This window comes from Postechiella marina, from assembly GCF_039538365.1.
Lineage (GTDB): Bacteria > Bacteroidota > Bacteroidia > Flavobacteriales > Flavobacteriaceae > Postechiella > Postechiella marina.
In genome coordinates this window covers 350,416-363,824 of the sequence record NZ_BAABCA010000002.1, presented here as the reverse complement: position 1 = coordinate 363,824, position 13,409 = coordinate 350,416, and the positions used below count along the sequence as shown (strand labels likewise).

Genomic DNA, 13,409 nt, shown 5'->3' with positions numbered 1-13,409 from the left:
ATATTACTACATATCATTACAATACTTTAAAATGGAAAAAAGTTTTACGCGTAAATTATTAAATTTATTTATTCTGTTATTTTTTATTAGTTCTAGTTTTAATGCTCAAGAAGTTTTAAGAGAGATTTCTTTAGAAGAGCAAATAAATGCCTCTAATTTGGTAGTAGAAGGTAAGGTTTTATCGAAAGAATCTTTTTGGAATTCTAATTATACTAAGATATTTACTGTTAACACTGTAGAGGTGTATAAAGTGTTTAAAGGTGATTTGGTAGAAACTGTAGAAGTAATTACACCGGGAGGTTTTGTAAATGGAAAAATGCAAAAGGTGATACCGAGTTTGCAATTAAATACTAACGATATTGGTCTTTTTACTTTGCATGGAGAAGAAAAATCGGTAAAATCAGATAAAATAAAAGCTTTTAAGCCATATAGTTCTGTTCAAGGTTTTTATAAGTATAATTTAATCGATAATGTAGCTATAAACCCTTTTTCTGTAATTAAGAATATTGAAGAAGATTTTTATGCTAGAATTGAAAAAATTAGTAACTCTAAGTTTTCAAAAGTTAAAGACTTTAAGGTTGTTAAAAACACTTTAAAAAACAATGGAATAAAAGGCGTGTTGGCACCAAATATTACTAGTTTTTCGCCAACTTCAATAACAGCAGGAACGCAATCGCAATTAACAATAACAGGTACTGGTTTTGGGGCTACACAAGGTGCGGGCTCTGTGTCTTTTAGAAATGCAGACGATGGAGGAGGAACATTTGTTACTGCTTTAAATGGACAAATAATTAGTTGGTCTGATACTGCTATTGTTTTAGAGGTGCCATCGTTAGCAGGTACAGGAACAATATTAGTTACAGATGATAGTAATAGTTCGGTTGAGTCTGTAAATTTGTTAACGGTTACTTATGCCTTATCTAACGGGCAGGCTAATGACACGGAGTATAAGTTGCAGCATGTAGATATGAATGGCGATGGAGGTATAACTTGGATATTTAACTCAGATTTTGAATCAAATACAAATGCTAATACAGCTTTTAATGCAGTGCTTAAAAATTGGAGTTGCGAAACGGGGATTAATTGGGATGTAGATTCTAATACAACTACTGTAGACTCTGCTCTAGATGACGGTTTAAATGTAGTGTCTTTTAATGTTTTGCCAGCAGGTAATTTAGGGGTTACTACGCTATATGGTGGAGCATGTAATAATTCTGAAGATTGGGTGGTTAATCAGGTAGATTTAATTTTTGATAATACAGATCTTTCCCCATGGTTTTATGATGGGGGAACAAATCTAGGTTACGATTTTTATAGCGTAGCTTTACACGAATTAGGTCATGCGCATTTGCTAAATCATGTTGTAGACAGTGATGATGTTATGGATTATGACATAGCTTTAGAACAACAAAATAGAACTTTAAATTCTAAGAATATTGATGCAGCAAATATGGTGCAAGCAAGAAGTACTGCAAACATGATATGTAGTTTGCCTTTAATGAGTGCTTATGCAGGAAGTTGCCCTTTAAGTGTGGAAGATGAAGAGCTAAATAATTCGGTTAGTATGTATCCTAATCCAACAATTGGCCAGTTTTTTATTAAAAACGATTCGTTTCTTACGTTAGAAAAAGCTGTAATATATGATGTTAGCGGTCGGTTAATCTCTAATACTGATTTGTTAAAAACAAAAGTGATAAGCTTACAAGGGGTATCAAAAGGTATGTATTTTGTAAATATTCACTCTTCAAACGGAATGATAACAAAAAAAATACTTAAAGAATAAGTGTGTTATATCGATAGCTTTTTAAAATAAGCCAAAGCAGTTAACTGTTTTGGCTTATTTTATTTAAAGGCTTTAAGTTAAAAATATAAACTAAGTGTTTTTACGTAGATAATTTGAGTTTTTAGTTGTAAAACAGAATTATATTTTGGTTGACCAGCATTAACAAAGGGATGAAAGTATAGAATACGTAGTGTTTTTGCACGGTTGCAATTTATTAATAAAGTAAATTTTGTCTATTTGTTAGAAAATAATCTTAAAATATAATATGGTTTGTTGATAATTCTTCAATATCTGTTCGAATTTGCTAGTCTTTTTTAAAACCATTCTAAATAGCGAAAACAAAAGAGCGGTTATTTGTCTATAAATGCTTCCTAGCTTACATTTGTATAAATTATAAACTAACTTCAAAATATGAGTGGATTTTTTAAATCTTCGATTGGAAGAAAGGTAGCTATGGCGCTATCAGCGCTCTTCCTAATGTTTTTCTTACTTCAGCATTTATTTATAAACTTATTATCAGTTTTTAGTCCAGATGCATTTAACGAAGTATCACATTTTATGGGTACAAACCCACTTGTTCAATTTGCACTACAACCGGTATTAATTTTTGCTGTTGTATTTCACTTTGTAATGGGATTCATTCTTGAGCTTAAAAATAAAAAAGCGAATGGTGTTTCTTATGCAAAAAACAACGGAGCAGCAAACTCTTCATGGTCAAGTAGAAACATGATTTACAGCGGGCTAGTAATTCTAGCGTTTATTGTACTTCACTTTATCGATTTTTGGATTCCAGAAATTAACACAAAATATATTGTTGGAGATGTGTCTGGGTTGCATAACGGTGAATTTAGATATTACCACGAACTAGTTGAGAAATTTCAAAATCCTTTAAGAGTAGGAGCTTATGTAATTTCGTTTGTACTTTTAGGTTTACACCTAGCACATGGATTTACATCTGCTTTTCAATCTATGGGATCTACAGCTGGTCGTAAAAAGAACTTACAACTATTCGGTAAGGCGTATTCAATTTTAATCCCATTAGGATTTGTTTTCGTTGCGCTTTTTCATTTCTTATTAAATAACCATTAATCTTAAATACTATGGCTTTAGATTCAAAAGTACCTCAAGGTCCAATTCAAGATAAATGGACAGATTATAAAAATAAAATAGACTTAGTAAATCCTGCAAACAAGCGTCATATCGACATAATTGTGGTAGGAACAGGTTTAGCTGGTGGTTCTGCTGCTGCAACCTTGGCTGAGTTAGGATATAACGTAAAAGCATTTGCTTATCAAGATTCTCCGCGTCGTGCACACTCTATTGCTGCACAAGGAGGTATTAATGCTGCAAAAAACTATCAAGGTGATGGAGACTCAACTTACAGATTGTTTTACGATACTGTAAAAGGAGGCGATTACAGATCTCGCGAAGCTAATGTATATCGTTTAGCAGAGGTGTCTGCAAACATTATAGATCAATGTGTAGCTCAAGGTGTTCCTTTTGCTCGTGATTATGGAGGATTGTTAGATAACCGTTCGTTTGGTGGTGTATTAGTGTCAAGAACATTTTACGCTAAAGGGCAAACAGGACAACAATTATTATTAGGTGCATATTCTGCAATGAACCGTCAAATTGCTCGTGGTAAGATTGAAATGTTCAATCGTCATGAAATGCTTGATGTTGTAAAAGTTGACGGAAAAGCAAGAGGAATTATAGCTAGAAACTTAATAACTGGTGAAATAGAGCGTCATTCTGCGCATGCGGTAGTTGTGGCTTCTGGAGGGTACGGAAACGTATTTTTCTTATCTACAAACGCTATGGGATCTAATGTTTCTGCTGGTTGGAAAATACACAAAAAAGGAGCGTTTTTCGCTAACCCTTGTTACACACAAATTCACCCAACATGTATTCCGCGTTCGGGAGATTATCAGTCTAAATTAACATTAATGTCTGAGTCTTTACGTAACGATGGACGTATTTGGGTACCAAAAAATATGGATGATGTTATGGCAATTCGCGAAGGCAAGAAAAAGCCAACCGATTTGTCTGAAGACGAAAGAGATTATTACTTAGAGCGTCGTTACCCAGCATTTGGTAACTTAGTACCTCGTGATGTGGCTTCGAGAGCAGCAAAAGAACGTTGCGATGCTGGTTATGGTGTTAATGCAACTGGCGAAGCTGTGTACTTAGATTTTGCTTCTGCAATTGAGCGTTACGGAAAAGAGCAAGCAAAAATTCACAATATCAATAATCCTTCAGAAGCAAAAATATACGAATTAGGACAAGCTATTGTCGAGGCTAAATACGGAAACTTATTCCAAATGTATGAGAAAATCGTAGATGAGAATCCATACAAAACGCCAATGATGATTTATCCTGCAGTTCACTACACAATGGGTGGTGTATGGGTTGATTATAACCTAATGACAACTGTTCCTGGTTTATACTGTATTGGTGAAGCTAATTTCTCTGATCATGGAGCAAACAGGCTTGGGGCTTCTGCTTTAATGCAAGGTTTAGCCGATGGGTATTTTGTATTACCTTATACAATAGGTGATTATTTATCTGATGATATTCGTACAGGGAAAATACCAACAGATACTGCTGAATTTGACCAAGCTGAAAAAGAAGTTAAAGAGAGAATAGAATTCTTTATAACTAATAAAGGAACAAAATCTGTTGATTATTTCCACAAAAAACTTGGAAAAGTAATGTGGGATAAATGTGGAATGTCAAGAAACGAAAAAGGCTTAAAAGAAGCTATGGTCGAAATAAAAGCTATTCGTGAAGAATTCTGGAAAGAAGTTTCTGTTCCTGGAGCATCTAACGAAATGAACCCAGAACTTGAAAAAGCTGGAAGAGTAGCAGATTTCTTAGAGTTAGGAGAGTTATTTGCTAAAGATGCTTTAACAAGAGCTGAATCTTGTGGAGGACACTTTAGAGAAGAGTCTGCTGAACTCGATGGGCCTCAAAAAGGTGAAGCAAAGCGTAACGATGAAGAGTTTGCATTTGTTTCGGCTTGGGAATACAAAGGAGAACCTGCAGATGCAGAATTACATAAAGAAGAATTAGAATTTAAAGATATTGAACTTAAACAACGTTCATACAAATAAGAAAAACATATGAATTTAACATTAAAAATTTGGAGACAAAAAGACGCTAGTTCAAAGGGTCAGATGGTAGATTATAAAGTAACTGAGATTTCAGAGCATATGTCTTTTCTAGAAATGATGGATGTTTTAAACGAACAGTTGGTAAACTCTGGTGAAGAACCAGTAGCTTTCGATCATGATTGTCGTGAGGGTATTTGTGGGATGTGCTCTATGTATATTAATGGAGAAGCACACGGGCCAGATAGAGGCGTAACAACTTGCCAATTACACATGCGTATGTTTAAAGATGGCGATACAATTACTATCGAACCATTTAGAGCAGCAGCATTTCCTGTAATTAAAGATTTAGTTGTAGATAGAACATCTTTTGAGCGTATACAACAAGCTGGTGGTTACATTTCTGTAAACACTTCTGGAAACACTCAAGATGCTAATGCTTTACCAATTTCTAAACACGCAGCAGACGAGGCTATGGATGCTGCAACTTGTATTGGTTGTGGGGCTTGTGTAGCGACTTGTAAAAACTCTTCTGCCATGTTATTTGTAGGCGCTAAAGTATCACAATATGCTTTATTGCCACAAGGACAAGTAGAGGCTACAGATCGTGTTAAAAACATGGTTGCGCAAATGGATTTAGAAGGTTTTGGTAACTGTACCAACACTGGAGCTTGCGAGGTTGAGTGTCCTAAAGGCATTTCTTTAGACAACATTGCAAGAATGAATAGAGAATTAATGAAAGCTACAATTAAGTCGTAGTATTAATTATAAAGTAAAAAAGCCCATATCATTATTTGGTATGGGTTTTTTTATGCTTTTTTTTGAAAAAGATGATGTTTAAGGCATTTTTGTTCTTTTTAAGAGCACTTAGGTTTTAAAATTTTATAGTTTCTTATTTCCTTTCTATATTTAGAGAGGCTAAAACTAAACTAAACATGACATCTTTTAAATTATTCTATTCTTTATTATTTTTTATATGCATATGCTTTCTTGGCTATTCCCAACAAAATGATTTGCTAGTAAATGGAACCATTGTAGACGAAAGTAATTACGGAATTCCCTACGTTGCAATAGGTATACCTTCAAAATACGTGGGAACTTCTAGTAATGAAGAGGGAGCTTTTTCTATGAATCTTTCAAAAAGTAATTTAAGCGATACTTTAGAGGTGTCTAGCATAGGTTATAAAACTATTAAAATTACGGTTCAAGATTACATAAACCAAAAAGAGAAAACCATTGTTTTATTAGAAGACATTGTATCTCTTGATGCAGTAAATATTTTAAAAACTACAGATTATATAAAACTAGCAGTTAAAAGTTTAAAGAAAACTACAGTTAGTAATAGACATCAATTAAATGTGCTATATCGCCGGTTTTCTAGCGAAAATTATAAAGCTAGATTTCTTGCAGAACAATATGTAAAAGTTCTAGATAATGGCCCAATTAATACTGAATTTACAGATATTGAGGTTGCAGAAGGTAGAAAATCTGCAGACTATAGGTTTGCAAAGAAAAAACAAACCTATCATGCTATAAATGTTGTGGCACAAAGAGACCCGCTAAGACAAGGAAATATACTTAAAGACTATACTTGGAAAAAAATAGGAGATACTAGGTATGATGGCGAAGATTTAGTAATACTTCAAGGTGTTGGTAAAAAACAAAAATGGAAAAAAGTTAAACTATATATAGGAGTAGATAATTTTGCGATATATAAGGTAGAAACTACCGATTTAGACGCTATATACATTTATAAAAAACATTTTGATGGCAGGCTTTATTTAAGTTATCATAGTCGAGTATGGAGCTCTAATATGCCTTTAAATCCAATTTACCAAAAAGCTTTAGGTTTAAAAAAGGATAAGGTAGCTGTGTCTTATAAGCACGAAGCTATTGTTTTAGGTATAGAAACTAATAAAAAGAAAATAAAAGTTAGTAGCTTTGGTAGATACGGAAAAGACATGGGAGATTTAGATGTTAAATACAACGCTACTTTTTGGAAAAACTTAAGCATGCCACCAGAATCAGATTTTTACAAAAAAAGTGTAAAAGAGCTAGAGTCTATTTATGGAGTGCCATTAGAAACTCAATTCGAATTGGTAAATAAATAGTAAAAAAGGCTATATTAATTAATACAATCTAATATGGTTATTAAATGCCTAGTAAGAAACATATAAAATATACTGTTTTATTTTTATTAATTCTTTTTTTCTTTAATAGAAGAGGGAATGCTCAAAAATTTATTGAAAACTTTGAAATTACCCATTTCAAACTCCCAATAGAAACAAATTCTCAAACTATTGTCGAAGACTCATTTGGCTTTGTATGGATAGGTTCTTCAAATGGTTTGTGGCGTTTTGATGGTAGTAATTTTAAAAATTACATTAAAAGCGAAAACGATAAAACCAGTATTACAGATAATAATGTTTCTTACCTCTACGAAGACAAACAAAAAACATTATGGGTTGGCACTTATGGTGGTGGTTTGCTTAGGTATGATAGAGATTGCGATTGTTTTCAGCAGTTTATTCATGACGAAGAAAATGATAAAAGTATAAGTTTTAACGAAATCAAAACGATTTTCGAAACCAAAAACAATCAATTCTATATTGGTACAGATGGTGGCGGTTTAAATCTAATGGATCGTGAAAATAATACTTTTAAACCTTTTAAATACGATGCAAAAGACGCAACAAGTATAAGTCATAATAATGTGCTTGCAATTGAAGAATTGCCAAACGGAAACTTAGCTATTGGCACCTGGATTGGTTTAAACATTTTTAATACTAAAACTCAAAAATTTAAAAGGCATTATATTACTCCAAGTACAGAGCCACAACATCACCATAGGTTAGAATATTATAACGGAAAACTAATAAGTGCTTCTCAAAAATTTTTTATTTACAATAACAAAAAAAATAGTTTTACTAAAATAAACCAATTTAAAGGTGCAGCTTCTGGTGTAAAGAAGAAAAACGACGAAAATTGTTGGTTTTTAAGCGGTGGCTCTATTTATATTGTAGATTCTCATTTAAAATTAAAACAACAAATTAACATAGACGAGTTGTTTAGTTCTGAAAAAGGGTTTTGGCCCATACGCTTGTATCATAATCACATAAATCATGCTACTTGGCTTTTAGATTTGTCGGGTAATTTCTTTCTTATCGAAGAAAAAACAACACCATTTAAATCGTTTATTAAAGAAAATTATAAAGGTCAAATTGCTCAAACATCCCATAACTTTTGGGTATCAAATGGCAGTAGAATTAACCTGATAGATAAAAAAACACAAGAACTTAAAAAACTAGAAATACCTTTTAAAGGGTTTACTTATATAGCCACAAATAAAAATAATAATGTATGGGTTACAGATCATGAATATTACTATGAATTTTCAACCTCTGGAGATTTAATTCAGAAACAAAAACAAGATGTTTGGCCTTTTGCTATTATACAAACGTCAACCAATCAATTGTGGGTTGGAGAGGTTTTAGGGGCTTCAAATTACAATATTAAATCTAACATAAATATAAAGTACGAATGCGATTGGGATACGCCAAATGGTATAGGCTATTTTCATCGCGCATCGGTTATTTTCGAAGACTCTAAAGGAGATGTTTGGATTGGTACTTTTGGAGATGGTTTAAAAAAACACATTACTAATACTCAAGAATTTATTCATTACAGACATAAAATTGGAGATAAAACAACCCTAAATAACAATTTTGTAAATGAAATATTCGAAGACAAACAGCATAATTTGTGGTTTGGTACAAAAGCAGGACTTTGCAGGTTAGACCGAGAAACAAACACTTTTGTACAATGCGAAAACCCTATAATAAAAGATAAAATAGTACAATCGATAGAGCAAGATGAAGATGGTAATTTATGGATTGGGACCTTAAATGGCTTAATAAAATACGATTATACAAACGATGACATTAGAATATTAAACGAGCAAGATGGTTTATTATCTCATGTTATAGGCAGGTCGAGTTTACATTTAGATACTGGTGAACTTGTTTTTGAGACCAATAAAGGGTTGATGATTTTTAATCCAAATCAAGTTATCGAAAGTAGTAAAGCGCCTAAATTATATATATCAAAATTATGGGTTAATAACGAAGTTATAACCTCTAACAGCAAGTACATTTCTAAAAATATTGAGGTTGAAGAGCTTGTTAATTTAGCATATGAAGACAAAAAGTTTGAGTTCGAATTTCAAGTTATAAATTACAACAATAACGGGCGCTGTAAGTTTGCGTATAAACTAGATGGTTACGATAAATCTTGGATTAATGTACAAGGTAACCAAAAAGCAACATATACAAATATTCCATCTGGTACATACACTTTTATGGTTAAAGGTAGTAACGAGCATGGTGTTTGGAGCAATCAAATTAAAAAAATAAATATTACTATAAAACCACCATTTTGGGAGTTGTTGTGGGTTAAAATATTGGGACTAATTATAGCCATGTCGCTTTTTGTTTTAATAATATGGCTAGTTATTAAAAAGGAAAGAAATCGATCTAAATTTGAAATAGAAAAAGAACGTGTTTTGCAATTTGAAGAAGTTGCTAAAATGAAATTGAAATTTTTTACTAACATATCTCACGAATTACGGACGCCTTTAACTTTAATTACGTCTCCTTTAGATAAGTTTGTGCAAGAAAAAACAAAACCGAATAATAAGGTTTTAGAAATGATGCATCGTAATAGTTCCAGACTATTAGAATTGGTTAATCAAATTTTAGATTTTAGAAAGTTAGAAAGTAGTCAAAAGCTTCAAATTTCAATGCAAAACGACTTTTCTGTTTTTAATAATATTAATGCATCATCTCAATATTGGTCTAAAGAAAAAAATATTAGCTATATAAATGAGCTTCCAGACAGCAAACACGAACTGTTTTTTGATGCCGATGTTTTAGAAAAAATAGTAACCAACCTTATGTCTAATGCTTTTAAATACACGCCTAAAGCAGGAACTGTGCAATTACTAGTTAAGCTAAAAGATATAGAAACCAAAGAAGATAATAAGGTTGTTAACGGTTTTATAGAAATTCATGTTATAGATAATGGCTCCGGAATTCCTATAGAATATCAAGAAAAAGTATTCGAGCGTTTTTATCAATTAGACGAAAATCCAGATTTTGGATATAGTAGCGGTATAGGTTTGTCTCTTACAGCAGAACTTGTAAAGTTGCATAACGGAACCATTGAATTAAAAACAAGCGCAGAAAAAGGGTGTCATTTTAAAGTAGAAATACCTATTGGGTATAAAGATTATCAAAATGAGTATACTAATATAGAAAATAAACTTCCAGAAATTAATGCGGAAAAAACGTTAGTACTTATTGTTGAAGATAATGATGATATTAGGGGTTATATACATGATGAGCTAAAAGAAACCTATCAAATAGTTGAAGCAGAAAACGGAAAAGAAGGCTTGCAATTAGCAATAGCAACATTGCCAGATGTTATAATTAGTGATATTATGATGCCAGAGTCGGACGGTATTCAGCTTGCAAATCAATTAAAGAGTAACGATTTAACATCGCATATTCCGCTTTTATTTTTAACTGCTAAAACAGGTGTCGAAAATAAAATAGCAGGTTTAACTACTGGTGCAGAAGATTACATTCAGAAACCTTTTAATATTTCAGAAATTAAACTAAAAATTAAAAATGTTTTAGAGAGTAGAAATCAATTACTTAAAAAATTCAAACTAGAAAATCCACAAGAATTAAGTGTTTCAAATTCTAAAAACGACGATAAATATTTAGAAAAAGTAAACTTAGTTCTAGATAAACATCTTGAAAATTCAGATTTTTCGGTAGATCAACTGTGCTCAGAATTGGCTATAAGCAGATCTCAACTTTATAGAAAAATTCAAGCACTTACGGGTAAATCTATTATAGAATACATAAACTCGTATAAGCTCACTATTGCAATGCAGCTTATAAAAGAGAAAAAGTATACCTTAAAAGAAATATCGTATAAAATAGGGTATAACGACAATCGTTATTTTAGTCGATCCTTTAAAAAAGAGTTTGGTAACCCACCATCTTACTACGTTCCTAAAAAGAACACTTTGGAGTAATTGTTTAATATTTACACCATTATAAATAAAAAATCCACCTCCATTTCTGTACTTCTAATTTACTTTTGAAGGCACTGTTTTTTTAAATAAAGAAATGAAGTTAAGGTATCTCTTTTTTATTCTAATTATAATGTCTTCTTGTAAAGACAATAATTCTAATTACGCAAATATTCCCGAAAAGAAAATACCTAAGGTTGTAGATTATAATTTTGATGTGCGTCCTATTCTTTCAGATAAATGTTTTAACTGTCATGGTCCAGATGCCAATAAAAGGTCTGCAGGTCTTAGGTTAGATACAGAGCAAGGTGCTTTTAAAGCCTTAAAAGAAGACAAAACCAAACATGCCATTGTTGGCGGAAAACCAGATGAATCAGAAGTTTTTGTTAGAATAACAACAAGCGATACAATGAGGGTTATGCCTCCAATCGATTCTAATTTAAAGCTATCAAAATACGAGATTAAAGTTATAAAAAAGTGGATAAAACAAGGAGCTAATTATCAAAAACATTGGGCATTTGTTCCTCCAGTAAAGCATAAACTTCCAGAGGTAGAAAATAAAGATTGGGTTAGTAACGATATCGATTATTTTATATTAAATAAAATTGAAAGTATAGGGTTGCAACCTAATCAAAGGGCAAAAAAGGAACGTCTCTTAAAACGTGTTGCTTTTGATATAACAGGGTTACCTCCATCTTTAGAGCTGCAAAATCAGTTTTTAGCAGACACTTCCAAAAATGCTTACGAGAAAATAGTAGACCAACTTTTAGCCAATAAACATTATGGAGAAAAAATGGCAAACCATTGGTTGGATGTGGCACGATATGCAGATTCTCATGGTTATCAAGACGATGGAGCAAGAACCATGTGGCCATGGCGCGATTGGGTTATTCATGCATTTAATCAAAATTATACTTATGATAAATTTATAACCTGGCAATTAGCAGGCGATTTATTACCAAAGAAAAATATTGAAGCTATTTTAGCTACAGGCTTTAACCGAAACCATAAAATAACGCAGGAAGGTGGCGTTATAGATGAAGAATACCGTATAGAATATGTTACAGATAGAACCAATACGTTTGGTAAAGCCTTTCTTGGTTTAACCTTTGAATGTGCCAAATGTCACGATCATAAATACGACCCTATATCTCAAAAAGATTACTATAGTACATTTGCTTTTTTTGACAAAGTTCCAGAAAAAGGCTTATATAAAATAGATAGAAATTTTGCAGACCCTCCACTTATTGTTATAGATAATAAACTTATTAAAACCGAACTACCTTTTATAAATAAAACAGGTCCAGAAAATGTAAAGGTGATGGTAATGGAAGATTCTGTTGGTATAAGAGCGACACATGTTTTAGATCGAGGCGTTTATGATGCTAAAACCGATACTGTAGATTTTAATACACCAAAAGCCATTTTAGAGTTTAATAAAAATAAATTTGATAGTAACAGACTCGGGTTAGCAAAATGGTTGCTAGACAATAAAAACCCTTTAACATCTAGAGTGTTTGTTAATCGTGTTTGGCAAGATGTTTTTGGAGCTGGTATAGTAAATTCGTCTGGAGATTTTGGTATGCAAGGCGATTTACCAACACATTTTGAATTATTAGATTGGTTAGCTGTAGATTTTCGGGAAAACGGTTGGGATATTAAAAGACTTATAAAACAAATTGTAACCTCTGCTACCTATACACAATCTAGCGTTGTTCAATCAAAAAAAACAGACATAGACCCAGAGAATATCTATTTAGCTAGAAAGCAAAGAACAAGGTTAAATGCAGAAATGATACGCGACCATGTCTTAGAAAGTAGTGGTTTGTTAAATAAAGAAATTGGTGGCCCAAGTGTAAAACCGTATCAACCAAATAACCTCTGGAAATTGGCAGGCACAGGCAGAGGTATATTAACAAACTACATTCAAGATCACGGAGATAAATTATACCGTAGAGGTATTTATACATTTATTAAAAGAACGGTATTGCCTCCTGTACAAACTACTTTTGATGCAGCAGCACGAGACCAATGCGAAGTAAAAAGACAAAGCACATCTACACCATTGCAAGCTTTAATAATGTTAAACGGACCAACAACCTTGGAGTCTGCTCGTGTACTGTCAGAAAAATTAAATAAAGAAGAACTATCTGTAGAACAAAAAATAGAAAAGGCATTTCAGCTTATATTATGTCGTAAAATGAAGCCTGAAGAAAAGAATATTTTAACCACTTATTATAACGAACAAAAAGAAGCATTTAATACAAAACCAGACAATGCTAAGGCTTTTATTGATGTGGGCGAATACCCTATTTCAGAAAACAGAGATAACGTTGAAGTCGCATCGCTCATGCAAATTATACACACGCTTTATAATATGGAAGAAACAATAATGAAGGGTTAAAGCCTTGATAAT

Annotated in this window: 7 protein-coding genes; all 7 read left to right on the top strand. The window is 32.4% G+C overall.

What is annotated here, in order from left to right; all coding sequences use genetic code 11:
* Nucleotides 1-31 precede the first annotated feature (31 nt).
* The 7 genes from ABD715_RS05345 (at nt 32) to ABD715_RS05315 (ending at nt 13,397) form a co-directional block, all read left to right on the top strand.
* Nucleotides 32-1,783, top strand: a complete 1,752-nt coding sequence (locus tag ABD715_RS05345) for a T9SS type A sorting domain-containing protein (RefSeq protein WP_344787081.1) — start codon at nt 32-34, stop codon at nt 1,781-1,783.
* A 411-nt stretch (nt 1,784-2,194) separates the two neighbouring features.
* Nucleotides 2,195-2,872: a succinate dehydrogenase cytochrome b subunit gene (locus tag ABD715_RS05340; RefSeq protein WP_344787080.1), complete on the top strand. Its 678-nt coding sequence runs from the start codon at nt 2,195-2,197 to the stop codon at nt 2,870-2,872.
* A gap of 11 nt (nt 2,873-2,883) precedes the next feature.
* Complete coding sequence (locus ABD715_RS05335) at nt 2,884-4,896, top strand: fumarate reductase/succinate dehydrogenase flavoprotein subunit (RefSeq protein WP_344787079.1); 2,013 nt, start codon at nt 2,884-2,886, stop codon at nt 4,894-4,896.
* A 9-nt stretch (nt 4,897-4,905) separates the two neighbouring features.
* A complete protein-coding gene (locus ABD715_RS05330; RefSeq protein ID WP_344787078.1) occupies nt 4,906-5,652 on the top strand; it encodes a succinate dehydrogenase/fumarate reductase iron-sulfur subunit in 747 nt (248 codons plus the stop codon).
* A gap of 176 nt (nt 5,653-5,828) precedes the next feature.
* A complete protein-coding gene (locus ABD715_RS05325) occupies nt 5,829-7,004 on the top strand; it encodes a carboxypeptidase-like regulatory domain-containing protein (RefSeq protein WP_344787077.1) in 1,176 nt (391 codons plus the stop codon).
* 44 nt (nt 7,005-7,048) lie between these two features.
* Entirely contained in the window at nt 7,049-10,996 is a 3,948-nt protein-coding gene (locus ABD715_RS05320; RefSeq protein WP_344787076.1) for a hybrid sensor histidine kinase/response regulator transcription factor, read from the top strand.
* Nucleotides 10,997-11,090: 94 nt separating this feature from the next.
* Nucleotides 11,091-13,397, top strand: a complete 2,307-nt coding sequence (locus ABD715_RS05315) for a PSD1 and planctomycete cytochrome C domain-containing protein (protein ID WP_344787075.1) — start codon at nt 11,091-11,093, stop codon at nt 13,395-13,397.
* The last annotated feature ends 12 nt before the right edge of the window (nt 13,398-13,409 follow it).